Consider the following 24537-nt stretch of genomic DNA (forward strand, 5'->3'; position numbering starts at 1 on the left):
ACAGCCGCCGCCCCGCCTGTCGCCCTAGACTCGTTGCTCGTGACTAAGGCAGACCTCACCAAGCGACCCGACGAGGTCGCGGCCATGTTCGACACGGTGGCGCCCGCCTACGACCTGACGAACACCGTCCTCTCCGTCGGCAACGACCACCTCTGGCGCATCGCGACGACGCGGGCCGTCAATCCGGCTCCCGGCGAGCGCATCCTCGACGTCGCGGCCGGCACCGGCACCTCGAGCGCCTCCCTGGCCCGCTCGGGCGCGGACGTCGTCGCCGCCGACTTCTCTCGCGGGATGATCGCGGTCGGCCGGCAGCGGCACCGCGACGACGAGCGGATCGAGTTCGTGCAGGCCGACGCGATGGACCTGCCCTTCGAGGACGAGTCGTTCGACGCCGTGACCATCTCCTTCGGCCTGCGCAACGTCGCCGAGCCGCGGACGGCGCTCGCCGAGTTCTTCCGCGTGGTGAAGCCGGGCGGTCGCGTCGTGATCTGCGAGTTCTCCACCCCGCCGCTCAAGCCCCTCGCCGCGGCCTACGACTTCTACCTGTCGAAGGTCATGCCCGTGATCGTCGGCCTCGCGTCGTCCAACGACCCGGCCTACGACTACCTCGGCGACTCCATCCGCGCCTGGCCCGAGCAGAAGGTCGTCGCGGGCTGGCTGCGCGCCGCCGGCTTCGAGCGCGTCGCCTACCGCGACCTCACCGCCGGGATCGTGGCGCTGCACCGCGGGATCAAGCCGATCGCGGCGACCTGATGCGCGCCCAGGGGTCTGCCGGGCCGAGACGTTAGGGTTTGAGTGTGAACGCCAGTGCGCCCGTCGCCCGCCGCAGTCCGTCCCTGACGGCGCAGCTCGGCCTCTCCGAGCGCATCTTCTCGACCGCGCCGGACCGCGCCCTCGCGCGCTCCATCGATGACGGGCTCGAGCGGGTCGAGGCCGGCATGGTCCAGCAGCTGTCCTTCGCGGACGCGGTCGCCGACGTCTCGACGCGGTACCTGCTCGAGGCCGGCGGCAAGCGGGTGCGCCCGATGCTCACCCTGCTCACCGCGCAGCTCGGTCGGGGCAACACCGCCGAGGTGCTCAGCGCCGCTCAGGCCATCGAGATCACCCACCTCGGCTCGCTCTACCACGACGACGTCATGGACGAGGCGGAGAAGCGCCGCGGCGTCCCCTCGGCGCAGACCGTCTGGGGCAACAACGTCGCGATCCTCACCGGCGACCTGCTCTTCGCCCGGGCGAACCAGCTGATGACGGAGCTCGGCGAGCGGGCGATCCGCCTGCAGACCGACACCTTCGAGCGCCTCGTCCTCGGCCAGCTGCACGAGACGGTCGGGCCGAGCGAGGGCGAGGACCCGGTCGAGCACTACCTCGGCGTGCTGGCCGACAAGACCGGCTCCCTGATCGCCGCCGCGGCGCGCACCGGCGTCGTCTTCTCCGAGGCGCCCGCCCCGTTCGAGGAGGCGGTCCGCGTCTTCGGCGAGAAGATCGGCGTCGCCTTCCAGATCGTCGACGACGTCATCGACCTCTCGCCGCAGCCGGAGGAGACCGGCAAGAACCCGGGGACCGACATCCGCGCCGGCGTCTCCACGCTGCCGATCCTGCGCCTGCGCGAGCGCGCCGCCTCCGATCGCGACGCGGCCGTGCTGCTCGCGCGCATCGAGAGCTACGTCAGCCGCAGCAACGACGCGATCGCGCACACCGACGAGCAGAGCGCCGACATCTCCGACGCCATCGCGCAGCTGCGCGACCACCCCGTGACGGCGCAGACCCTCGCCGAGGCCCACCGCTGGGCCGACGAGGCCGTCGCCGCCCTCGCCCCGCTGCCCGACGGCCCGGTCCGCAAGGCGCTCACGCGCTTCGCGGACACGGTCGTCGACCGCAACGGCTGACCGAACCGTCGCGGCGCGCATTCGAGCGCCGCAGTGAATGAGTCCGGAGCCGCGCCTCGGCGCCCCGGCAGGAGGAATGCAATGACCAAGCTCAGGCTGGCCATCGTCGGCGCGGGTCCCGCGGGCATCTACGCCGCCGACCTGATGATCAAGGCCGAGAAGAAGTACGACGTCTCGATCGACCTGTTCGAGCACCTGCCGGCGCCGTACGGACTCGTCCGCTACGGGGTCGCCCCGGACCACCCGCGCATCAAGGGCATCATCACGGCGCTCCGCGAGGTGCTCGACCGCGGCGACATCCGGATCTTCGGCAACGTGCACTTCGGCACCGACATCACCCTCGAGGACCTCAAGCGGCACTACAACGCGGTGATCTTCTCGACCGGGGCGATCCGCGACGCACCGCTGGACGTCCCCGGGGTCGAGCTCGAGGGCTCCTACGGCGCCGCCGACTTCGTCAGCTGGTTCGACGGGCACCCCGACGTGCCGCGCACCTGGCCGCTCGAGGCCTCCTCCGTCGCCGTGATCGGCAACGGCAACGTCGCGCTCGACGTCTCGCGGATGCTCGCGAAGCACGCCGAGGACCTCCTGCCCACCGAGGTGCCGCCGAACGTCTACGAGGCGCTGGCCGCGTCGCCCGTCACCGACGTGCACGTCTTCGGCCGCCGCGGACCGGCGCAGGTGAAGTTCACCCCGCTGGAGCTGCGCGAGCTCGGCGAGCTGCGCGACGTCGACATGATCGTCGCCGACGAGGACTTCGTGCTCGACCCCGCCTCGCAGGCCGCGATCGAGACGAACAAGCAGGTCATGGTGATCAACCGGGTGCTGAACCAGTGGCGCACCCGCGAGGTCGGCTCCGCCTCGCGCCGCCTGCACCTGCACTTCTGGGCCAAGCCGCTCGAGCTCGTCGACGACGGCACCGGCCGCGTGTCCGCCATCCGCTACGAGCGCACCGAGCCGGACGGCGAGGGCGGCACCCGCGGCACCGGCGAGATCCGCGAGATCGCGGTGCAGGCCGTCTACCGCGCCGTCGGCTACTTCGGCTCCCCGCTCGACGGCCTGCCGTTCGACGAGATGCGCGGCGTGATCCCGAACCGCGAGGGCCAGGTGCTCGACGACCAGGACCAGCCCGTCCACGGCGTCTACGCCACCGGCTGGATCAAGCGCGGCCCGGTCGGCCTCATCGGCCACACCAAGTCGGACGCGATGGAGACCGTCGGGCACGTGCTCAACGACCAGGCGTCGTGGTGGACTCCGGCGCACCCCGAGGAGTCGGCCGTCGTCGCCCTGCTCGAGGAGCGCGGCGTCGCCTACACCGACCTCGACGGCTGGCACCGCCTCGACGAGCACGAGCAGGCGCTCGGCGCACCGCAGGGCCGCGTCCGCGTGAAGGTCGTCCCGCGCGAGGAGATGATCTCGATCTCCCGCGGCGAGACCGTCCCCAGCGAGACCGTCTCCAGCTGAGTCCGTCCCCAGCTCGGTCCGTCCCCAGCTGAGTCCGTCCGAAGGGCCCCCGGAGCGATCCGGGGGCCCTTCGGCGTCTCCCGCGCGTCGGTGGCCTCCTCTAGGCTGCGGGCACCGCTGACGGACGGAGACCGCATGACCCCCACGACCCTGCACGAGCCCGCTCCGCACGACGTGATCCGGGTGCGCGGTGCCCGGCAGAACAACCTCCGGGGCGTCGACGTCGACATCCCGAAGCGCCGCATCACGGTGTTCACCGGCGTCTCGGGCTCCGGGAAGTCGTCGCTCGTGTTCGGCACGATCGCGGCGGAGTCGCAGCGGCTGATCAACGAGACCTACTCCGCGTTCCTGCAGCAGTTCATGGGCTCGCCGGCCCGACCGGACGTCGAGTCGCTCGACGGGCTGTCGGCGACGATCGTCGTCGACCAGGAGCGGATGGGGGCGAACGGGCGGTCCACCGTCGGCACCGCGACCGACGCGTACACGATGCTCCGCATCCTCTTCAGCCGGATCGGCGACCCGCACGTCGGCACCAGCGGCGCGTTCTCGTTCAACCTGCCCGAGGGGATGTGCCCGCGCTGCGAGGGCACCGGCCGCGTCTCCGACATCGACCTCGACGCCCTGTTCGACCGCTCCAAGTCGCTCGAGGGCGGCGCACTCGACGCGATCCCGAACTTCGTCGTCGGCGGCTGGTACTGGAAGAGCCTGGCCGAGTCCGGGCTCTACCCCGCCGACGTCCCCCTCGCGGACTTCACTCCGGAGCAGCTCGACGACTTCCTCTACAAGCCGGCCACGAAGCTGCCGATCGCGGGCATCAACATGACCTACGAGGGCCTGGTGGTGAAGGTGACCCGGCTCTACCTGGCCAAGGAGGCGGCGCAGGCGCACATCCGCGCCTTCGCCGAGCGGGTCGCCACCTTCGGCGCGTGCCCGGAGTGCGGGGGAGCCCGGCTCACCCGGGCCGCCCTCTCGTCGCTGATCGAGGGGCGGAACATCGCGGAGTGCTCGTCGATGCAGGCGACCGATTTCGCCGAGTGGCTGCGCGGGGTGCGCGAGCCCTCCGTCGCGCCGATCGTCGAGGCGCTGCTGGGCACCCTCGACTCGCTGGTGCAGGTCGGCCTCGGCTACCTCTCGCTCGACCGCGAGTCGGGCACGCTCTCGGGCGGGGAGGCGCAGCGGGTGAAGATGGTGCGGCACCTCGGCTCGAGCCTCACGGACATCACCTACGTCTTCGACGAGCCGACGGCGGGGCTGCACCCCTACGACGTGTCGCGGGTGATCGAGCTGCTGCGCCGGCTTCGCGACAAGGGGAACACCGTGCTCGTCGTCGAGCACAAGCCGGAGATCATCGGTGTCGCCGATCACGTCATCGATCTCGGGCCGCGGGCGGGCTCGCACGGCGGCGAGATCCGCTTCGAGGGGGCGGTCGAGGCGCTGCGCGACTCCGACACCCTCACCGGGCGGCACCTCGACCACCGGGTGCCGCTCAAGACCGAGGTGCGCCGGAGGACGGGCGTCGCCGAGATCCGCGGGGCGGCCACGCACAACCTGCGCGCTGTCGACGTCGACGTGCCGCTCGGCGTGCTGACCGTGGTGACGGGGGTGGCGGGCTCCGGCAAGTCGTCGCTCATCCACGGCTCGCTGGCGAAGCGGCCGGGGGTGATCGTGGCCGACCAGTCGCCGATCCGCGGCTCGCGGCGCAGCAACCCCGCCACCTACACCGGCGTGCTCGACGCGATCCGCACCGCGTTCGCCAAGGAGAACGGCGTCAAGGCCGCCCTGTTCAGCGCCAACTCCGCAGGTGCCTGTCCGGTCTGCAAGGGCGCGGGTCTGATCTTCACCGAGCTCGGCCCGGCGGCGACCGTCTCCTCGGTCTGCGAGGAGTGCGAGGGCAAGCGCTTCACGGCGGAGGTGCTGGAGTACCGGCTGCGCGGGAAGAACATCCACGAGGTGCTCTCGATGCCGATCGTCGACGCGGCCGGGTTCTTCGGCTCCGGGCCGGCGCACACGATCCTGGCCCGTCTCGTCGACGTCGGGCTCGGCTACCTCACGCTCGGTCAGCCGCTGAACACGCTGTCCGGCGGTGAGCGCCAGCGGCTGAAGCTCGCGATCAACATGGCCTCGAAGGGCTCGGTCTACATCCTCGACGAGCCGACCACCGGCCTGCACCTCGCCGACGTCGACAACCTGCTCGGCCTGCTCGACCGGCTGGTCGACTCCGGCTCCTCGGTGATCGTGATCGAGCACCACCAGGCGCTAATGGCGCACGCCGACTGGATCATCGACGTGGGTCCCGGCGCGGGGCACGACGGCGGCGCGATCGTGTTCGAGGGCACGCCGGCCGACCTCGTCGCCGGCGCGCAGACGCGGACCGGCGACGCGCTGCGGGCCTACACGGCCTGACGGCGCGGCGGATCTCGGTGCGCCCTCTTCGAGCCTCTGCTGGTCGAGTAGCCGCGGAGCGGCGTATCGAGACCCGCGCTCCGTGTGACGCCGGATCTCGATACGCCCTCTTCGAGGGCTACTCGATCAGCAGGGAGGCCCTCTTCGAGGGCTGCTCGATCAGCAACAAGCCCCTCGTCGAGGGCTGCTCGGTCAGCGGGAGAACGGGCCGCTCAGCGCCGCCCACTGCAGCAGCATGATCGTCTTCGCGTCGATGATCTGGACGCCGATCTGCGCGAGCGCCTCGTCGAACGACAGCTCGACCAGCTCGGTGTCCTCGCCCTCGTCGGCCAGCCCGGCGTAGACGCCGTCGCTCGAGCCGGCGCGGTAGGGGCCGGCGTAGAAGTGCAGCATCTCGGTGATCGAGCCGGGGCTCATGAACGCGTCGAAGACGTGCTCGAGCCGGCCGACCTCGAGGCCGGTCTCCTCCGAGGCCTCGCGGCGCGCGCCCTCCTCAGGACCGTCCTCGTCGAGCAGGCCCGCCGGCACCTCGAGCAGCATGCCGTCGAGGTTGCCGTTGACGTAGGTCGGGTAGCGGAACTGGCGCACCAGCACGACGCTGCGCGCCTCGAGGTCGTAGAGCAGCACGGCCGCGCCGTTGCCGCGGTCGTAGGTCTCGCGGTGCTCGGTGCTCCAGCGGCCGTCGCGGTGCCGGTACTCGAACTCGGTGGTGCGGAGGACGTACCAGTGGCTGGAGAGCAGGGTCACCGCCTTCACGACCACGTCGGGGTTGCCGGTCAGGTCGAAGCCCTCGCGGTCGAGGCCGATCCGGCCCCGCGCGTCGGGGGCGTCGATGCCGGGGCGGGCCTGCGTGCTCTCTGCGTGCGACATCCCTCAGCGGAAGTTGACGAACTGCAGGTCGAGCTCGAGGTCGGCTCCGCGCAGCAGCGCCATCGTCGCCTGCAGGTCGTCGCGGCTCTTCGACGAGACGCGCAGCTCGTCGCCCTGGATCTGCGACTTGACCGACTTGGGGGCCTCGTCGCGGATCAGCTTGTTGATCTTCTTCGCCTGCTCCTGGTCGATGCCGTCCTTGAGCGTGGACTCGATCCGGTACTCCTTGCCCGAGGCGAACGGCTCGCCCGAGTCGAGGCTCTTGAGGCTGATGCCGCGCTTGATCAGCTTCGTTTGGAAGACGTCGAGGATGGCGTTGGCCCGCTCCTCGGTGTTGGCCTTGATCAGGACTTTCTCGCCGCTCCAGGCGATCGAGGCGCCGACATTCTTGAAGTCGTAGCGCTGCTCGACCTCCTTGTGGGCCTGGTTCAGGGCGTTGTCCGCCTCCATCTTGTCGACCTTGCTGACGACGTCGAACGTTGAATCTGCCATGCCTCCGAGCTTAGCTTTCGCGCCTCGGCCGGGCCGATCCGGAGGCGCGCCTGGTACGAAGGGACGGTGCGCCGCCTCCCCGCCCTGCTGATCCTGCCGCTCGCGAGCCTCCTGCTCGTCGGCTGCACGCGCCCCGCGGAGCCCGCCGTCGAGTACGAGGACGGGCTGGTCACGGTGCCGCCGGCCGCCGCTCCGCCCGCCGCGGCCGACCCCGCGCTGCTCGAGGACGCGGAGGAGACGGCCGCGACCCCCGTGCGGCTGCTCACGAGCGGCGACTGGCTGGCCGGCACCGCCGAGGGCAGCGGGATCCCGGTGCGCGCGCTGACCGCGTATGCGGGCGCGGCGCTGCTCACCTCCTCCGTCGATCCCGGCTGCGGGCTCGACTGGGCGACGCTCGCCGGCATCGGCTACGTCGAGAGCCGGCACGGCACGATCTTCGGCGGCGAGCTCGGCGAGGACGGCCGCCCGACCGAGCCGATCTACGGGCCGAGCCTCGACGGCACGCAGTTCGACCGCGTCGAGGACAACGACGGCGGAGCGCTCGACGGCGACCCCGAGACCGATCGCGCCATGGGCCCGCTGCAGATCATCCCCGCCACCTGGATGCGCTGGGCCTCGAGCGGCTGGGACCCGCAGAACGTCGACCAGCAGGCGGTCACCGCCGCGCGCTACCTCTGCCAGGCGGGCGGCGACCTCAGCACGCAGTCCGGCTGGCGCGACGCGATCGCGGCCTACAACCCGGCGACGAGCTACGCGGGCAAGGTCGCCGAGGCGGCCTCCCGCTACGCCGCGGCGGCGAGCTGAGGCCGATTTCCGATCCGGGGAGCGCGTGGGTATCCTTGTCCAGCGCCTTCGGTCGAGAGCATGCCTCCCGGTCCGGTGCGCGACGGCGAGTTACCCTAGCGGCCAAAGGGATCTGACTGTAAATCAGACGGCGTAGCCTTCGGGGGTTCGAATCCCTCACTCGCCACAGTGTTTCTGAACACCTGGCCTCCGACGACGGACTGCACGATCGAAGCCCCGCACCAGCCTCCCGAGGCGGCGAGCGGGGCTTCTTCCGTTTCCCGGTCCTTCGGGCGCGTGGGTCTCGATACGCCCCTTCGGGGCTGCTCGACCAGCATGAGGAGGGCCGTCCGTGGCCGATCGCCGATCGCCCACGTCCTCATGAGCGCCAGGAGGATGACGACCGCATCAGATCCGGCGTCAGTCGTAGTGCAGGGCGGGGTTGAGGATCTGCCGGCCCCAGAGCTGGTCGCGATCGCGATCGGAGAGTCGCGCTTCGGCGACGGCGTCGCCCCAACCGTCGCGAACGGCCGCGACGACGTCCTCCGTGACGCGGCGTCCCTCTCTCGTGCTCAGCCCGTAGATGCCGCTCTGCCGGACCAGGAGCGGCAGCGAGGAGCGGCGCTCTCCCCGACGGCCGTACGCCATGGCCTGGGAGGCGCTCTCGCCCGAGCGCGGGCCGGGAGTGAGGTCGAACGCGGGCGTCAGTCGGAGTGAGGCGCCGTCCCAGAACGCCGCGTGGTTGCGTGCGTGGTCGTCGCTGTTGCTGATGGCCATGTTGAAGGCGATCCTGCGGAAGAGCTTCTCGCCGGCGGTCGCGTCGCCGTGCTGCCGCAGGACGTCGAGGATCGACGGGTAGGAGACGTAGCGGGCCGTCATCTCGCTCTCGCCCGCCAGGGTCAGTCCGCTGATCACGTGCCGACGGGTGCCGTCGAGCCCCCGGTCGAACCGCTCGAGCAGCAGGACGTCCTTCCCTCCCGCGGCGACGACCTCCCACTTCGGCACGTCGATGCCCGCCCGGGCCGCGAGAGCGAGCATCATCGCCTCCGCGCGGACGTAGGAGAACAGCCGGTCGGTCGACGAGGCGAACTTCGCGAGGAACCCCCGCCCGTCCTCGCCGACGAGCGTCGCCTTGGGCCGCGCCCCGCCGATGGAGGTGCCGTGCGCGAGCGCCGCCTCGAGCTCGGGAGTCAGGCGCAGTCCGTCCTCCAGCGCCTCGGCGGCACGACGCAACTCGTCGAGCGTCACCGAGTCGGACCGCGAGACGTAGTCCGTGGGCGACTCCTGGAAGTCGAGGGCGCCGAAGCGGTCCGAGCCGGAGCGGAGCAGGTAGTCGATCTCGCCGAGATCGTCGTCCTCGCCGAGGCCGAGTCCGTAGCGGATGACACCGCGTCCCCATCCGTCCGGTGCGCCGTCGCGGAGTACGCCGGCGATGATCAGGCCGTCCCTCGGCGGTTGGGCGCCGCGGGTCAGAGGCAGCTCGGGCGCGAGGGCGATGGCCTCCGGCCGCTCCAGATAGCTCCGCGCGTAGGCGAAGCGGGTGGCCGCGCCGTCCGCCTCCACGACTCCGGCGACGACGGGTGCATCGGTGCCGGGAAGCCAGGTCCAGACGTACGCGCGATCAGAAGTCGTCATCGACGTCCGCCGAGCCTCGACGGACGCGCGAGGGGAGCAGGGCGAGCCGCTCCTCCCCGCGACGTCGCAGACGCGCCATCTCGACGGGGTCCTCGACCCCGAAGGGCGCGCTGCCCGTGAGGACGAGCAGCTCCAGTACCGTCGCGAACGCGGTGCCCGGCGCACCGGATTCGGCGGCGAGGACGGTGCGCTCGGAGACGCCCGCGCGGCCCGCGAGTTCCTCCGCCGTCCAGCCGCGGTCCCCGCGTCCGGTGCGGATGATCTGGCCCGTGACGCGCAGCGCATCGTCGACCACCGGGCGAGGCTGCAGAAGACGCTTCACCCTCCCACCTCCATAAAATGCATCGTAAGACGTTCAAGACCTTCTTTATGGTGTCGAGCCTAGTCCTGCGATGCGTACCGGCAACGAGCGGTGCGTCACCGCGGTGCCGCGAGGAACTGCGCGAGCGAGAGCGGGGTGCGGCCGGTCAGGCGCTCGACGTCACCGGAGACGTGCTGCAGCTCGCCGGCGGCGACGGCGGTGTAGGTGCTGATCCAGGCGTCGAGCTGCCAGTCGGGGGCGTTCCAGCGGCGGCGCGAGGCGCGCGCCTCCTCGAGGGTCTCGTTCACGAAGACGGCGGGCCGGCCGGCCGCGGTGAGCGTCGCCGCGATCTCGTCGAAGGTGAGGGCCTCCGGGCCGGTCAGCTCGTAGGTGGCGCCGCGGTGCTCCTCCGGGGCGCGCAGGATCGCGGCGGCGGCGCGGGCGACGTCCTCCCGGGCGACGATCGCGGCGCGTCCGGTGCCGGCCGGGCCGCGGATCGCGCCGTCGTCGCCGAGCATCGCGGGGACGAAGTCGAGGTAGAGGTTGTCGCGCAGGAAGGTCCAGCCCATGTCGGTGGCGCGGATCGCCTCCTCGGTCGCAGCGTGGTCGCGGGCGAGGGTGAAGGTCGCGGTGGGGGAGGCGCCGGCGAAGGAGGTGTAGACGACGTGCTCGACGCCCGCGGCGGCGGCGGCCGCGACCATCGAGCGGTGCTCGGCGAGGCGGTGCTCGTTCTCCGCGGCCGAGACGAGCAGCAGGAGGCGGACGCCGTCGAGCGCGTCACCCGGATCGGTGAAGGAGGAGCGGACCACCTCCGCGCCCGGCAGCTCGAGCGCGCGCGACGGGTCGCGGGCGAGCAGACGGAGGGGGAGGCCCGCGTCGGCGAGCAGGCGCGCGACGCGCCCGCCCACCGCCCCCGTGGCTCCCGTGACGGCGATCGGCGGAGTGCTCGTTCCTGTGCTCATGCCCCCATGATGCTCCGACCGGCCGGTCCCTAGGCTGGACGCATGAGCGCCCACGCCTCCCTCCTCGCCATCGCCCGCTCCATCGCCGTCGAGGCGGCGCACCTCGCCCGGCAGCGCCGGCAGGACGGGGTGGAGATCGCCGCGTCGAAGTCGTCGCCGGAGGACGTGGTCACCGCGGCCGACCGCGAGGTCGAGCAGCTGATCCGGCGCCGGCTCGCCGAGGCGCGGCCGGACGACGGGTTCCTCGGCGAGGAGTCCGGCGCCGGCGGCGGCACGAGCGGACTCACCTGGGTCGTCGATCCGATCGACGGAACGGTCAATTACCTCTACGGCATCCCCGCCTACGCGGTCAGCATCGCCGTGGTCGAGGGCGAGCCCGACCCCGCCACCTGGACGGCGCTCGCCGGGGCGGTCGTCAACGGCGCGACCGGCGAGGTCTTCACGGCGAGCCGGGGCGGCGGGGCGGAGCGGGACGGGATCGCCCTGCGCGTCACTCCGCCCGCCTCGCTCTCGCTGGCCCTGGTCGGCACCGGCTTCGGCTACGATGCGGGGCGCCGGATGCGCCAGGGCGCGGTGGTGCAGGAGCTGCTCGGCGAGGTCCGCGACATCCGCCGGATCGGCTCGGCGGCGCTCGACCTCTGCTCGGTCGCGTCGGGGGCGCTGAACGCCTACTACGAGCGCGGGTTGAACCCCTGGGATCTCGCGGCCGGCGCACTGGTCGCGGAGGAGGCCGGCGCCGTCGTCGCGGGCTTCGACGGGCGACCGGCGGACAACGGGCTGCTGATCGCCGCTCCGCAGCCGATCTTCAGCGAACTCGAGGCTCTGCTGCGCCGGCTGCGCGCCGACGAGGTCTGAGGAGGGCTCCCCCCGCGCAGGGTCGATGCATGCGCGCGTATGCGGACGCACGTTCCGAGCGCTCCGGCCCGGGTGGAGGCGCCGGATCGAGCCTCTGCGGGGTCGGGTCTGGTCGGATCGGGTGTCCGTGGTTATCCTTTATGAATTCGTGACATTCGCACAGGATGCGGTCGCGAACTCCCGAGAAGCGCTTCGACTCCCTGGCGGAGCCGCCCTCGTTCCCTGCCCCCGACGGAAGATCCGGATTTCGTGAGCCCCGATTCGCCTTTGCCCGCTGCCCCCGCATCGACGCCAGGCGAATCGACCCCACCCCTCTCCCGTCGCGAGCTGCGCGAGCGCGAGCGCGCGCAGCTCCTCGCGGCCGATGCTCGGGCCGAGGGAGTGACGGTCGGCCCGGCCGAGCTCCGCGAGGCAGAGCGCCGCGTCGCCTCGGCCCGCTCCACGCCGCCGTCGCCCGTCGCGGCGCCCCGGGTCGCCCCGCTGCGTCCGGTGCGCTCGAGCCGCCGGATCGGTGGACTCGTCGCCCTGTCCTTCGTCGCCGCGATGGTCGCCGCGACCTCGCTGCCGGCCACGTCGCTCCTGACGGCCGAGGATGTGCAGGCGCAGACGCTCGCCGTCTCGGCCTTCGACAGCTCGGTCCGCGGCGCCCAGTCGTTCACCTCCGGCGAGGTCAGCGCGGAGACCGTCGCGCGCGACGGCTTCGGCGTGCAGGAGCGCAAGACCCAGACCGATGTCGCCGCGATCGGCCGCACCACCGACGCCGGCTTCACCAACGACCAGAACGCCTCGATCCAGTGGCCGTTCGCGGTCGGCGTGCCGGTGGGCGACCGCTTCGGCTACCGCAACTGCGCGGGCTGCTCGGTCAACCACGGCGGCACCGACTTCAACCCGGGCAACGGCTCGCCGATCCAGGCGATCGCCGACGGCGTGGTCCGCACCGTCATCGACGGCGAGGGCTCACTCGGCGTGCACGTGATCGTCGACCACGAGATCGACGGGGAGCTCGTCTCGAGCGTCTACGCCCACATGCAGCACGGCAGCGCCGCGGTGAACGAGGGCGACCCGGTCAAGGTCGGGCAGCTGCTCGGCCTCGTCGGCACGACCGGCATGTCGACCGGGCCGCACCTGCACTTCGAGATCCGCCTCGACGGGGTCACCAAGGTCGACTCGTACCTCTGGCTGAAGGCGAACGCCGGGCGCTGACTCCTGGCGCCGGCTGTCCGATCCGAAGGCGATCCGCGCGCGGACCCCGGTCCTGCCGCGCGAGCGCAGCCGGGGGGGCGCCGGATCTCCTGCAGATCGGACGGGCGGCGACCGTCAGCCCTCGCGCAGCCAGACGGTCGTGTCGCCGGGCAGCGCCGGCTCGTGCAGCTCCTCCGAGGCCAGGAGGATCGTGCCGACGGGCAGTTCCACCGGCGCTGAGCCGGTGTTGGCGACGACGGTGACGCCGCCGTTGCGGAACGCCACCACGTCCTCCGGGTAGCCCTCGAGCCACTCGACGGCGCCCGAGCCGAGGTCCTCGGCGCGGCGCACCGCGAGCAGCGAGCGGTACAGCTCGAGGGTCGAGCCCTCGACGCCGCGCTGGCGGTCGCGGGCGAACGGCGCCCAGTCGCCCGGCTGGGGGAGCCAGGAGTCGCCGGAGCGGTTGAAGCCGTAGGCCGGTGCGTCCGCCTCCCAGGGCAGCGGCACGCGGCAGCCGTCGCGGCCGTAGCGCTCGCCGCCGGTGCGGAACCAGGTCGGGTCCTGGCGCGCCGCGTCGGGCAGGTCGATCGCCTCGGGCAGGCCGAGCTCCTCGCCCTGGTAGACGTAGGCGGAGCCGGGCAGTGCGAGCATCAGCGCGGTCGCGGCCCGCGCGCGGCGCAGGCCGAGCACCGGGTCGGGCAGGCCGGGAGTGCGCGGGCCGATGCCGTAGCCCTGCGGGTTGTCGGCGGTGAGGGCGAGCCGGCTCGCGTGCCGCACGACGTCGTGGTTCGACAGCACCCAGGTGGAGGGGGCGCCGACCGCGGCGAACGAGCTCAGCGAGGAGTCGATGATGTCGCGCAGCGCCGGCCCGGACCACGGCGTCTCGAGGTACGCGAAGTTGAAGGCCTGGTGCATCTCGTCGGGGCGCACCCAGCGGGCGAGCTTCGAGAGCGGCTGCACCCACGCCTCCGCGCAGAGCACGCGGTCGGCGGGGTACTCGGCGAGCAGGGCGTGCCAGTCGCGGTAGATCTCGTGCACGCCGTCCTGCGCCCAGTAGGGAGCGGTGACGGGCTCGGCGTCGTCGCCCGGAGCGACGCCGCCCATCGAGCCGCTGTCGGCGGGCGGGGTGTAGTCGGGCAGTCCCTCGGCCTTGATCATCCCGTGTGCCACGTCGACACGGAAGCCGTCGACGCCGCGGTCGAGCCAGAAGCGCAGGACCTCGCGGAAGCGCGCACGCACCCACTCGTTCGTCCAGTCGAAGTCGGGCTGCGAGGTGTCGAAGAGGTGCAGGTACCACTGGCCGGGTGTGCCGTCGGGCTCCGTGACCCGGGTCCAGGCGGGGCCGCCGAAGACGGAGTCCCAGTTGTTCGGCGGCAGCTCTCCGGAGGCGCCGCGGCCGTCGCGGAAGAGGTAGCGGGCGCGCTCCTCGCTTCCCGCGGGAGCAGCCAGGGCGGCCTGGAACCAGCGGTGCGCGCTCGAGGAGTGGTTGGGGACGAGGTCGACGATCACGCGGATGCCGAGGGAGTGCGCGCGGGCGAGCATCGCGTCGAAGTCGGCCAGCGAGCCGAAGAGCGGATCGACGTCGCAGTAGTCGGCGACGTCGTAGCCGGCGTCCTTCTGCGGAGAGGTCATGAAGGGCGAGAGCCAGATCGCGTCGATGCCGAGCTCGGCCAGGCTGTCGAGCCGCGCGGTGATGCCGGGCAGGTCGCCGATGCCGTCGCCGTCCGCGTCCGCGAAGGAGCGCGGGTAGATCTGGTAGATGACGGCGGTGCGCCACCACTCCGCGCCCGGCCGGTCGGCCGCCTCCGGGAACGAGACGGGGGAGTTCTCGGGCGCGCCGGAAAGAGCGGAGTCGAGGGTCATGGCATCCAGGGTATCGGCCGCTCCGGAGCGGGCCCGCCAGTCGGGTCGGCCCGGCTCCCCTAGGGTCGAGGCATGCCCGACGACACCGACGCCGACCGCGCCCGCCGCCGACGAGCCCTGCTCTGGGTGGTGCCGCTGCTCGTGCTGCTGATCGGCGGCCTGTGCGCGGTGACCCTCGCCGTCGGCGGCTACGCCCTGCGGACGATGACCGGAGGTTAGGCCTTGGCGGCCGGGCCGTCCTCGTCCTCGGGCTGTGGAGCGCTCGAGCGCTGCGCGGCCTCCTCGGAGGCGTGCGCCGTCTCCGGCCCCGTCGCCCGCGCCGCGTCATCGGCGCGCTGGACGGCCTCGGCGAGCTCGTCCGAGACGAGGAAGCCGGCCGAGACCGCCTCCGCGCGGTAGGCCGCGCGGCCCACCATGTGCGCCGAGATCGGCACGGTGAGCAGCTGGAAGCCGATCACGAGGATGACCGTGCCCGCGGCTGCGAAGCCCGGATTGCGGATCGCGACCGCGAGCATCACGCAGATGAGCCCGAGGACCTGCGGCTTCGTGCCCGCGTGCATCCGGGAGAGCAGGTCGTCGAAGCGGAGCAGGCCGATCGCGGCGACCAGCGAGAGCAGGGCGCCGACGGTGACGAGCACCGCGGTCACGACGTCGAGGAAGACGTCCATCTCAGTCCTCCTCCCGGTTGGCCATGAACTTGGCGACGCTGATCGAGCCGAAGACCGCGAACAGCGCGAGCCCGAGCGCGACCGGCAGGGTCGTCGCGTGGTGGTTGATCGCCATCTCGGCGCCGAGACCGCAGAGGATCGTGGCGACGAGCACGTCGGCGGCGACCACCCGGTCGAGCACGGAGGGGCCGATCAGGATGCGGATCAGCGCAAGCAGGGCGGCCGCTCCGAAGATCGGCACCAGGATCCAGACGAGCCAGTCGATCACCGGACCACCCCCGCGTGCTCGCCGAGCGGCTCGCCGACGCGCGCGACGTCCTCGCGGGAGCCGATCGCGCGGACGATGCGCGCCTCGGTCCTGAGGACCGTGCGGCGCACCTCGTCGATGCGGTGGCCCTCGTCGTGGGTGACGCCGAGCACGTGCAGGTAGAGCACGTTGAGCTGCGGGTCGACGTCGATCACGAGCGAGCCGGGCACGAGCGAGACGGCCTCTGTCGTCCAGACCAGCATGCCCTCGGAGCGGCTGCGCAGGTGCACGGCGACGATCGCGTTGTGCACGGGGACCGGCAGGGTGAGGATCTGGTACGAGACGCGGACGGACGCGACCGCGATGTCGAGCGCGAGCCGCAGGAGGAAGACCAGCAGGTGCCACGGGTTCACCCGGTTCGAGAACTCCACCGGCGGCAGGTAGAAGACCCGGGTGATGATCAGCGCGACCAGGAAGCCCGAGACGATCGAGAGCACCGAGACGTCGTCCCAGAGCAGAACCCAGATGCCGACGAGGGTCACGAACATCGCGAACCGGTTCCAGAAGTCGACGCGGCGGCGGGGGCTCATCGGGGGCCCTCCTCTCCGAAGGACGAGTCGCGGTAGACGGTGGCGATGTAGGTGGACGGGTCAGCGATCGACGCGGCTGCGCGCTCGCTCGCGTCGTACAGAGGTCCGGCGGCGACGGTGAGTCCGACTCCGAAGAGCACCATGCCGGCGGTCGCGAGGACCATCATCGGCGGCGAGTGCCGGGTGCGGACCGTGCCGGTGTCGTGCGGGTCCTCCTGCAGCTGGTCGATCAGCGGCGACTCGTAGCCGGGCACCTCCTCCTGGCGGCGCCAGAACGCCATGTTCCAGACGCGGGCGACAGCGTAGAGGGTGAGCAGCGAGGTGACGGCGCCCGCGGCGATGACCGCCCAGATCAGCCAGGAGGGCTGGTCCGCGGCGGACTCGGTGCCGGCGACGAAGAGGCCGACCTTGCCGAGGAAGCCGGTGAACGGCGGGATGCCGCCGAGGTTCATCGCGGGGATGAAGTAGAGCAGCGCCAGCAGCGGCGACGCCTTCAGCAGCCCGCCGAGCCGGAGGATCGAGGTGGTGCCGCCGACGCGCTCGATCAGCCCGGTCGCGAGGAACAGGGTGGTCTGCACGGTGATGTGGTGGATCACGTAGAAGATCGTCGCGGCGTAGCCCGCCTCCGTGCCGATCGCGATGCCGAAGACCATGTAGCCGATGTGCGAGACCAGCGTGAAGGAGAGCATCCGCTTGATGTCGGCCTGCGCGACGGCACCGAGGATGCCGACCACCAGCGTCAGCAGCGCCACCACCATCAGCACTTCCGTGAGTCTGCCGCCCGGGAAGAGCAGCGTCTCGGTGCGGATCAGCGCGTAGACACCGACCTTGGTGAGCAGGCCCGCGAAGACGGCCGTGACCGGCGCCGGAGCGGTGGGGTAGGAGTCCGGCAGCCAGAACGACAGCGGGAAGACCGCCGCCTTGATCCCGAATCCGAGCAGCAGCACCACGTGCAGCACGAGCTGGACGTCGTCCGGGAGCTCTGCGATGCGGATCGACAGCTGCGCCATGTTGACGGTGCCGGTGGCGCCGTAGAGCAGGCCGATCGCGGAGAGGAAGAACACGCTCGAGACCAGGCTGACGACGACGTAGGTCGTGCCCGCCCGGATCCGCGGCGCGGTGCCGCCGAGGGTGATCAGCACGTAGCTCGCCGCCAGCAGGATCTCGAAGCCGACGTAGAGGTTGAACAGATCGCCCGCGACGAAGGCGTTGAGGATGCCCGCCGAGAGGATCAGATAGGTCGGGTGGAAGATCGTGACCGGCGTCTCGCGGTTGCCGTCGACGAGGCCCTGGCCGACCGAGAAGAGCAGGACGCCGAGCAGCGTGACGGAGGTGATCACGAGCATCAGGGCGGCGAGCGGATCGACGACCAGCACGATGCCCCACGGCGGCTCCCAGCCGCCCACGTAGACGGCGCTGCCGCCCTCCTGGCCGGTGAGCACGAGGACGAGCAGGACCGAGGAGATCACCAGGACCGTCGACAGCGTGACAATGTTGACGGTGATCTGCGCGCGGCGATGCCGGCCGAGGACGAGCGCGACGGCGGCTCCCAGCAGGGGGAGGGTGACGACGAGGGGGATCAGCACGTTCATCGGTCCTCCTTCCTGTCGTCGGTCATGGCGCTCTCGGCGTGCTTGGCTGCGGTGCCCTCGTCGCTCGATTCGAGCAGGACGTCCAGGGCCCGGTCGTCGGCCGTGGTCTGGGCCGAGATGCCGGCCGCGTCCGCGCGGACGGAGGCGTCGGTCTCGTCGTCCTCGACCTGGTCGGCGTTGGCGAGGCGCCAGCGCCGGTAGATCATCGCGAGGAGGAAGGCGGACACTCCGAAGGTGATCACGATCGCCGTCAGGATCAGCGCCTGCGGCAGCGGGTCGGCCATCTCCTCGGCGATCTGCTCGTAGGAGCGGCCGTCGTCGGTGACGAACGGCGCCTCACCGGAGCCGCCGGCCATCAGCAGGATCAGGATGTTGGTCGCGTTGCCGACCAGGAGGAAGCCGATCAGGATCCGGGTGAGGCTGCGCTCCAGCATCTGGTAGACGCCCGCGGCGTACAGCACCGCCATCACGACGACGAGGACGAGGGTGATGCTCATGCGTCGTCCCCCCTGCCCGGTCCGCCGACGACGGTGGAGCCGGTCGGCAGCTTCGTCTCGAGGCCGTCGACCGTGCCGGCGCCGGGGCCGGGGGTGCTGTCGGTCGAGTGGGTGACGCCGTCGCCGGACGGGTCGCCCTGCTCGGCCTCCTCACCGTGGCGGTCGACCTCGCCGCCGAGGCTGCGGAGGATGTCGAGGGTCAGGCCGATCACGATCAGGTACACGCCGATGTCGAAGAGGGTGGAGGTGCCGAGGTGCAGCTCGCCGAGGACCGGCAGGTAGAGGTCGAGCCAGCTCGACTCCAGCACCTCGAGGCCGAAGGCGAGCGAGGAGACGGCGGTGCCGACCGCGAAGAGCAGCCCGAGTCCGAGGACCTTGCCCGCGTCGATCGGCGCGGCCTCGCCGAGCTCGAACCGGCCGCCGGCCAGGTAGCGCGCGACTAGGGCGAGACCGGCGAGCAGGCCGCCCGCGAAGCCGCCGCCCGGGGTGTTGTGGCCGGTGAAGAGCAGGTAGACCGAGACGATCATCGCGGGGTGGAAGAGCAGGCGCACCAGCACCTCGAGCACGATGGAGCGGTTCTCGGGGCGCAGCGTGCGGCCGGCCACCAGCCACGAGCCGCGGTCGCCGGTCTTCTCGGCGTCGGCGGAGGGAGCGGTGAGGTCGGTCGCGCGCTCCTCGCGGTCGGCCGCGCTCTGCTGCTCGAGGCGCGGGGCGCCGCCGGCCCGGCTGGAGAGGAAGATCAGGCTAGCGACACCGGTCGCCACGACGACGAGCACGGAGATCTCGCCCATGGTGTCCCACGCGCGGATGTCGACGAGGAGGACGTTGACGATGTTGCGTCCCTTGCCCTCCTCGTAGGCCAGGCGGGGGAGGTCGACGGAGATCGGAGTCGCGGTGCGGGCGCCGAGCGCGATCGTCGCCGCGAGGGCCATCACGGCGCCGACCGCGATGCCGATGACGGCGCGCAGGCGCTTGCGCATCGGCTGGTGCTTCTGCGCGATCCGGGTCGGCAGGCGGCGCAGCACGAGGACGAAGACGACCAGCGTGATCGTCTCGATCAGCGCCTGGGTGAGGGCGAGGTCCGGGGCGCCCTGGATCGCGAAGAGGGCGACCATGCCGTAGCCGGTCGCACCGGCGAGCAGCACGGCGGCGACGCGGTTGCGCGCGACGGCGCAGAGGATCGCGGCGAGGATCATCACGGCCGCGACGGCGAGCTGACCGGGCGAGTCCCAGAAGACGAGGTCGCCGGGCCAGGTGCGGTTCAGCGCGGCGGCGCCGCCGACTCCCAGCACGAAGACCGCGAAGATCACCGTGAGGTAGCGGGGGAGCGAGCCGCGCTGGACGAACTCGGTCACGGTGCTCGCGACGCGGTCGAGCCAGCGGACGGTCGCCCAGTAGCCCTCGGCCGAGTCGATGGTGTTCGGTACCTTGGACTGGACCCGGGCGACCGCGACGCGCTTCGCGAAGAGGAGGAGGCCGATCGCGATGACGACGGCGCTCAGCGCGAGGGCCGGCTCGAAGCCGTGCCAGAGCGCGAGGTGGTAGCCGCCGTGGTCGGACTCCTCGGCCGCCGCGGCGAGCTGCGGGTCGGCGTCGGGCGCGCCGTAGGGGAGGGTGTCGGCGTAGACCGCGACCAGCGGGTCGAGGAGGGAGGCGCCGACGCCGCCGACGACGCTCGCGACCGCGAGGACGACGGTGGGTGCGGTGAAGGTCCACGGCTCCGCGTGCAGGTGGGTGTCCTCGAGGCCCTTCTTGCGGGCGAAGGCGCCCCAGAAGAAACGGGCCGAGTAGGCCACGGTGAGGATCGAGCCGAGCACGAGGCCGATCAGCGCGACCCAGGCCCAGAACGAGCCCTGCTCGATCGCGGACAGCAGGCTGGTGAACACCGCCTCCTTGGCGACGAAGCCGAGCAGCGGCGGGATGCCCGCCATCGAGAGCACGCCGAGCAGCGCGGCGCCGGCGAGCACCGGCGCCTGGCGGCCCAGGCCGCTGAGCTTGCGCAGGTCGCGGGTGCCGGTCCGGTGGTCGACGATGCCGACGGCGAGGAACAGCAGTGCCTTGAACAGCGCGTGCCCGATCAGCAGGGTGAGGCCCGCGAGGGCCGCGTCGCGCGAGCCGAAGCCGACCGCGACGGTCAGGAAGCCGAGCTGGCTGACGGTGCCGTAGGCGAGGACGAGCTTGAGGTCGTACTGCCGGAGCGAGCGCCAGCCGCCGACGAGCATGGTCCAGACGCCGACGCTGACGATCACGGGCAGCCACACGGCGTCGTCCGCGAATCCGGGCGCGAGGCGGGCGACGAGGTAGATGCCCGCCTTCACCATCGCGGCGGCGTGCAGGTAAGCGCTGACCGGGGTGGGCGCGGCCATCGCGGCCGGCAGCCAGAAGTGGAACGGCACGAGCGCCGACTTGGAGAAGGCACCGAGCAGCACGAGCACGAGGGCGACCGAGACGATCGGTCCCGACGGCGCCGCGGCGACGATGCCGGCCAGGCTCGACGTGCCCGACTCGACGATCAGGATGATGATGCCGACGAGCATCGCGAGCCCACCGAGGGTCGTGACCAGGAGGGCCTGGAGGCCGGCTCCGCGGCTCTCCTTGCGGCCGCTGTAGTGACCGATCAGCAGGTAGGAGAGGACGCTCGTCGCCTCCCAGAAGACGAAGAGGATGATCACGTCGTCGGCGGTGACCAGCCCGTACATCACGCCCGCGAAGGCGAAGAGCAGGGCGGCGAACCGGCCGAGCGACGGCTCGTCCCGCTTGAAGTAGCTGCCGCAGTAGGCGAGGACGAGCGCGCCGACGCCGCTGACGACGAGCGCGAGGACGATGGACAGCGCGTCGAGCCGGAACGACAGCGAGATGTCGAGCGAGGGGATCCAGGAGATCTCCTCCCGGAGCTCGCCGCCCGCGAGGATCGTCGGCAGGGACAGGGCCGTCGAGACGAAGGTCGCGGCCGGCACGAGCGCGAGGGCGTAGAAGACCTTCGGTCCGAAGCGGTCGACCACCCAGGGGGTGATCACCGCGAGGGCGAACGTGATCGCCAGGGTGAGGAGCATCACACAGTCCTCCCCGGTCGCACTCAGCACAGTTGTCCAGACAAGGATAGAGGAGGCCGGGCGGCGAGAACCTGAGCGCGGACGGGCTTGACGACCCCCGTTCCCTTACCGTGGTGCGCATGGCCCGCTCACTGCTCCCCGACCAGACCTGCCGGATCCGCGTGCTCGACGTCGCGACCGGCGAGGCGACGACGGTGTTCTCCTCCGACTCGCTGCTCGTGGAGGCGCCGAACTGGTCGCCGGACGGGTCGTTCCTCGTGGTGAACGGGGACGGCGGGCTGTACCGGCTGCCGCTCGGGGGCGCTCCGGTCGGTCCCGGTGGGCTCGAGGCGATCCCGCTCGACGGCGTGCCGGAGGAGCTCAACAACGACCACGTGCTCGCTCCCGAGGGCGGGACGGCCTACGTCTCGGCGCGCGACGGGCACCTCTACGCGGTGGCCATCGACGGCTCGGCGCCCGCGCGGCGGCTCACCTCCGCCGGGCCCGTGCCGCGCTTCAAGCACTACCTCCACGGCGTCTCGCCCGACGGCCGCCTGCTCGCGCTGATCGGCGGCGGCGAGGACGCCACCGGCCGCTGGGTCACCAACGTCTACACGATGCCCGCCGCGGGCGGACCGCTGACCGCGCTCACCGACGACGCGCACCCGGACGACGGCGTCGACTTCTCCGCCGACGGGGAGTCCCTGTACTTCAACTCCGAGCGGGAGGGCGGCGTCGCGCAGCTGTTCCGGATGCGGCGCGACGGCTCCGGGCTCGAGCGTGTCGCCGTGTCCGAGACCGTCGACTGGTTCCCGCACGTCTCGCCCGACGGAGCGCACCTGCTCTACCTCGCCTATCCCGCCGGGACTCTCGGGCATCCGGAGAACCTGCCGGTCGAGCTCCGGCTGATCGCGCTCACCGGGCGCGCGGCCGGCGACGGCTCGCCCGGCCGCGTCGTGCAGTCGCTCTTCGGCGGCCAGGGCACGATCAACGTCGCGGGCTGGTCGCCGGACTCGACCCGCTTCGCCTACGCGGACTACCCGCTCGGCAGCTGACGGGGCTCCTGCCGCGCGGCGCTGCGGCTCCCTGCGCGACCGGGGCTCGGGGCGCACCTCGGGCTCGTGGAACGTGCTCGGGCTCGTCGGATCGAGCGGTTACGGCGTGCCGGGGGTGTTTCTGCGAGCCAGAGGTTCGGCTGGTGGATGTTCGGCTCGTGGAACGTGTCCGGGCTCGCGGGATCGAGTGGTTCCGGCGTGCCGAGGGTGTTTCTGCGAGCCGGAGGTTCGGCCCGTGGATGTTCGGCTCGCGGAACGTGCTCGGGCTCGTCGGATCGAGCGGTTTCGGCGTGCCGAGGGTGTTTCTGCGAGCCGGAGGTCCGGCAGGTGGATGTCCGGCTCGTAGAACGTGCTCGGGCTCGTCGGATCGAGCGGTTTCGGCGTGCCGAGGGTGTTCCTGCGAGCCGGAGGTCCGGCCGGTGGACGTCCGGCTCGTGGAACGTGCCCGGGCTCGCGGGATCCGGCCGATCCGGCGAGCCGAAGGTGATTCCGCGAGCCGGAGCTGCCGGGCGGCATATCGCGCCTGAGTGCTTGCTCCGCATGCGGGTCCGGGGATCGGCGGCGCGGGCCGCGGCGGGTTGAATCGAAGGATGACGATCGACAGCGCAGCTCCGTCCCACGACTCCCTCACCCGCGTGCCCCTGGGCGACTCCGGCATCGAGGTCTTCCCGCTCTCGCTCGGCGGCAACGTCTTCGGCTGGACCGCGGGGAAGCAGACCTCCTTCGACGTCCTCGACGGCTACGTCGCCGCGGGCGGCGACTTCATCGACACCGCCGACTCCTACTCCGCCTGGGTGCCCGGCAACAAGGGCGGCGAGTCCGAGACGATCATCGGCGAGTGGCTCTCGCGCCGCTCCGGCTCGCGCGACGACGTCGTGATCGCGACCAAGGTCAGCCGGCACCCGGAGTTCCTCGGTCTCGCCCCGGACACCGTCCGCCGAGCCGCCCGTGCCTCGCTCGAGCGCCTGCGGACCGACCGCATCGACCTCTACTACGCGCACTTCGATGACGACGCCGTCCCGCTCGAGGACATCGCCCGCGTCTTCTCCGAGCTCGTCGACCAGGGCCTCGTCCGCGCGATCGGAGTCTCGAACTTCAGCGCCGACCGCATCGCCGAGTGGCTGCGCCTCGCGAAGGAGGAGGGGCTGCACGCCCCGGTCGCGGTGCAGCCGCACTACAACCTGGTCGAGCGCGGCATCGAGGCGGACGTCCTGCCGCTCGCCCGCGAGGCCGGGCTCGCCGTCGTGCCGTACTACGCACTCGCCTCCGGATTCCTCACCGGCAAGTACCGCGACGGCTCGACGCCCGACAGCCCGCGTGCTTCGGGTGCCGCTCAGTACCTCGACGCCCGCGGGCGCCGCGTGCTGGCCGCCCTCGATGCGGCCGCGGCCGCTCACGACGCCGAGGTCGCGACCGTCGCCCTCGCCTGGCTCCGCTCGCAGGACGGCGTCGCCGCCCCGATCGCGAGTGCCCGCGTGATGGAGCAGCTGCCGTCGCTCGTCGCCTCCGCGACGCTCGAGCTGACGGCGGACGAGCTGGCCGCGCTCGACGCGGCGAGCCGCTCGTAGTCGATCTCCCAGCAGGAATCGCCGCGTCGATACGGCCGGTCCCTGGTGATCGAGTAGCCCGCGCAGCGGGCGTATCGAGATCCACCAGCGTCAGAAGTCGAGTCCGCAGACCCGCCGTGCTGAGGACGCCGGTCTCGATACGCCCCTGCGGGGCTACTCGACCAGCAGGTCTGCGGACGTCTCTTCCGAGGGATCCACCCCGCCCGAAGCACCCCTCCGGCCCGCGGTCATCACCGCCCCGCGGAGGTGCTATCGTCTAACGGTGCCAAATCGCGGGCACGCCCCGAGAGGGGCAGTCAGACCCGCAGGTGCGCCCCCTTAGCTCATTGGTAGAGCACTTCCTTGGTAAGGAAGAGGTAGTGGGTCCGATTCCCACAGGGGGCTCCGTTCCCGGCAGGCCAGCCTCCGGAGACGTGCGGCGGGGTAGCTCAGGTGGTTAGAGCACACGGCTCATAATCGTGGTGTCGCGGGTTCAAGTCCCGCTCCCGCTACATCCAGAAGGCCCCGGTTCGCACGTCGAACCGGGGCCTTCGTCGTCCCGCCTGCGCCTCCTCCGCGAGATGCCACTTGTGAGCGCGACACGCCGCGAAAG

General features: G+C 71.8%; 22 protein-coding genes and 3 tRNA genes. 13 read left to right on the top strand and 12 right to left on the bottom strand.

The genetic code is table 11. The annotated features are described in order from the left end of the window. The first annotated feature begins 39 nt into the window (after positions 1-39). The 4 genes from ubiE to GSU72_RS04335 all read left to right on the top strand — a co-directional run bounded on the left by ubiE (position 40) and on the right by GSU72_RS04335 (position 5753). Positions 40-753 carry a bifunctional demethylmenaquinone methyltransferase/2-methoxy-6-polyprenyl-1,4-benzoquinol methylase UbiE gene (ubiE, locus tag GSU72_RS04320; RefSeq protein ID WP_159983966.1) on the top strand — a complete coding sequence of 238 codons (714 nt, stop codon included), beginning with the start codon at positions 40-42 and terminating at the stop codon, positions 751-753. Positions 754-797: 44 nt separating this feature from the next. Next, positions 798-1886: a polyprenyl synthetase family protein gene (locus tag GSU72_RS04325; protein WP_159983967.1), complete on the top strand. Its 1089-nt coding sequence runs from the start codon at positions 798-800 to the stop codon at positions 1884-1886. 81 nt (positions 1887-1967) lie between these two features. Next, positions 1968-3350, top strand: a complete 1383-nt coding sequence (locus GSU72_RS04330) for an FAD-dependent oxidoreductase (protein ID WP_159983968.1) — start codon at positions 1968-1970, stop codon at positions 3348-3350. Positions 3351-3485: 135 nt separating this feature from the next. Further along, a complete protein-coding gene (locus GSU72_RS04335) occupies positions 3486-5753 on the top strand; it encodes an excinuclease ABC subunit UvrA (protein WP_159983969.1) in 2268 nt (755 codons plus the stop codon). A 192-nt stretch (positions 5754-5945) separates the two neighbouring features. On the opposite strand, the gene GSU72_RS04340 is transcribed toward GSU72_RS04335, so the two are convergent. Continuing rightward, complete coding sequence (locus GSU72_RS04340; protein WP_159983970.1) at positions 5946-6623, bottom strand: NUDIX domain-containing protein; 678 nt, start codon at positions 6621-6623, stop codon at positions 5946-5948. 3 nt (positions 6624-6626) lie between these two features. Beyond that, a complete protein-coding gene (locus GSU72_RS04345; protein ID WP_159983971.1) occupies positions 6627-7115 on the bottom strand; it encodes a YajQ family cyclic di-GMP-binding protein in 489 nt (162 codons plus the stop codon). Positions 7116-7181: 66 nt separating this feature from the next. Here GSU72_RS04345 and GSU72_RS04350 point away from each other — a divergent pair, with 66 nt between their 5' ends. Both GSU72_RS04350 and GSU72_RS04355 read left to right on the top strand, forming a co-directional pair. Further along, positions 7182-7919: a hypothetical protein gene (locus GSU72_RS04350; protein WP_244255968.1), complete on the top strand. Its 738-nt coding sequence runs from the start codon at positions 7182-7184 to the stop codon at positions 7917-7919. A gap of 84 nt (positions 7920-8003) precedes the next feature. Next, positions 8004-8085 (top strand) — tRNA-Tyr (locus GSU72_RS04355). Between the two features lie 233 nt (positions 8086-8318). Here the strand turns inward: GSU72_RS04355 and GSU72_RS04360 are convergent. From GSU72_RS04360 to GSU72_RS04370, 3 genes are all read right to left on the bottom strand, one after another. Beyond that, a complete protein-coding gene (locus GSU72_RS04360) occupies positions 8319-9533 on the bottom strand; it encodes a type II toxin-antitoxin system HipA family toxin (RefSeq protein WP_159983972.1) in 1215 nt (404 codons plus the stop codon). After that, on the bottom strand, positions 9520-9828 hold the full coding sequence (locus tag GSU72_RS04365) for a hypothetical protein (RefSeq protein WP_208545148.1): 309 nt from the start codon (positions 9826-9828) through the stop codon (positions 9520-9522). The genes GSU72_RS04360 and GSU72_RS04365 overlap by 14 nt, the downstream gene beginning before the upstream one ends. 122 nt (positions 9829-9950) lie before the next feature. Continuing rightward, positions 9951-10796, bottom strand: a complete 846-nt coding sequence (locus GSU72_RS04370; RefSeq protein ID WP_159983974.1) for an SDR family oxidoreductase — start codon at positions 10794-10796, stop codon at positions 9951-9953. 42 nt (positions 10797-10838) lie between these two features. Between GSU72_RS04370 and GSU72_RS04375 the strand changes: the two genes are divergently transcribed. Then, complete coding sequence (locus tag GSU72_RS04375; protein ID WP_159983975.1) at positions 10839-11651, top strand: inositol monophosphatase family protein; 813 nt, start codon at positions 10839-10841, stop codon at positions 11649-11651. A gap of 267 nt (positions 11652-11918) precedes the next feature. Continuing rightward, entirely contained in the window at positions 11919-12854 is a 936-nt protein-coding gene (locus GSU72_RS04380) for a M23 family metallopeptidase (protein ID WP_159983976.1), read from the top strand. A gap of 114 nt (positions 12855-12968) precedes the next feature. Here the strand turns inward: GSU72_RS04380 and GSU72_RS04385 are convergent, their stop codons facing one another. Further along, on the bottom strand, positions 12969-14696 hold the full coding sequence (locus tag GSU72_RS04385; protein WP_159983977.1) for a glycoside hydrolase family 13 protein: 1728 nt from the start codon (positions 14694-14696) through the stop codon (positions 12969-12971). A 72-nt stretch (positions 14697-14768) separates the two neighbouring features. Here GSU72_RS04385 and GSU72_RS04390 point away from each other — a divergent pair, with 72 nt between their 5' ends. Further along, positions 14769-14915: a hypothetical protein gene (locus GSU72_RS04390; protein WP_159983978.1), complete on the top strand. Its 147-nt coding sequence runs from the start codon at positions 14769-14771 to the stop codon at positions 14913-14915. Here the strand turns inward: GSU72_RS04390 and mnhG are convergent. The 6 genes from mnhG to GSU72_RS04420 are packed head-to-tail and all read right to left on the bottom strand — an operon-like array spanning position 14912 to position 21343. Then, positions 14912-15364 carry a monovalent cation/H(+) antiporter subunit G gene (gene mnhG, locus GSU72_RS04395; protein WP_159983979.1) on the bottom strand — a complete coding sequence of 151 codons (453 nt, stop codon included), beginning with the start codon at positions 15362-15364 and terminating at the stop codon, positions 14912-14914. The genes GSU72_RS04390 and mnhG overlap by 4 nt on opposite strands. A gap of 1 nt (position 15365) precedes the next feature. Then, the gene (locus GSU72_RS04400) at positions 15366-15632 is read right to left on the bottom strand and encodes a monovalent cation/H+ antiporter complex subunit F (RefSeq protein WP_348272811.1); all 267 of its coding nucleotides are present in this window, start codon (positions 15630-15632) and stop codon (positions 15366-15368) included. After that, positions 15629-16201, bottom strand: a complete 573-nt coding sequence (locus GSU72_RS04405; protein WP_159983980.1) for a Na+/H+ antiporter subunit E — start codon at positions 16199-16201, stop codon at positions 15629-15631. Before GSU72_RS04405 ends, GSU72_RS04400 begins: the two co-directional genes overlap by 4 nt. Then, positions 16198-17793, bottom strand: a complete 1596-nt coding sequence (locus GSU72_RS04410; protein ID WP_159983981.1) for a Na+/H+ antiporter subunit D — start codon at positions 17791-17793, stop codon at positions 16198-16200. The genes GSU72_RS04405 and GSU72_RS04410 overlap by 4 nt, the downstream gene beginning before the upstream one ends. Further along, a complete protein-coding gene (locus GSU72_RS04415; RefSeq protein ID WP_159983982.1) occupies positions 17790-18290 on the bottom strand; it encodes a Na(+)/H(+) antiporter subunit C in 501 nt (166 codons plus the stop codon). Before GSU72_RS04415 ends, GSU72_RS04410 begins: the two co-directional genes overlap by 4 nt. Beyond that, the gene (locus GSU72_RS04420) at positions 18287-21343 is read right to left on the bottom strand and encodes a Na+/H+ antiporter subunit A (RefSeq protein WP_159983983.1); all 3057 of its coding nucleotides are present in this window, start codon (positions 21341-21343) and stop codon (positions 18287-18289) included. The genes GSU72_RS04415 and GSU72_RS04420 overlap by 4 nt, the downstream gene beginning before the upstream one ends. Positions 21344-21462: 119 nt before the next feature. On the opposite strand from GSU72_RS04420, the gene GSU72_RS04425 reads away from it, so the two are divergent. The 4 genes from GSU72_RS04425 (at position 21463) to GSU72_RS04440 (ending at position 24436) form a co-directional block, all read left to right on the top strand. Then, on the top strand, positions 21463-22377 hold the full coding sequence (locus GSU72_RS04425; RefSeq protein WP_159983984.1) for a PD40 domain-containing protein: 915 nt from the start codon (positions 21463-21465) through the stop codon (positions 22375-22377). A 590-nt stretch (positions 22378-22967) separates the two neighbouring features. Next, positions 22968-23945, top strand: a complete 978-nt coding sequence (locus GSU72_RS04430) for an aldo/keto reductase (RefSeq protein WP_159983985.1) — start codon at positions 22968-22970, stop codon at positions 23943-23945. Positions 23946-24257: 312 nt separating this feature from the next. Beyond that, a tRNA-Thr gene (locus tag GSU72_RS04435) sits at positions 24258-24329 on the top strand. A 33-nt stretch (positions 24330-24362) separates the two neighbouring features. Continuing rightward, positions 24363-24436, top strand: a tRNA-Met gene (locus GSU72_RS04440). Positions 24437-24537: the final 101 nt, after the last annotated feature.

Origin of the sequence: Rathayibacter sp. VKM Ac-2760 (assembly GCF_009834185.1) — a bacterium.
In the GTDB taxonomy this organism is placed as follows: Bacteria; Actinomycetota; Actinomycetes; order Actinomycetales; family Microbacteriaceae; genus Rathayibacter.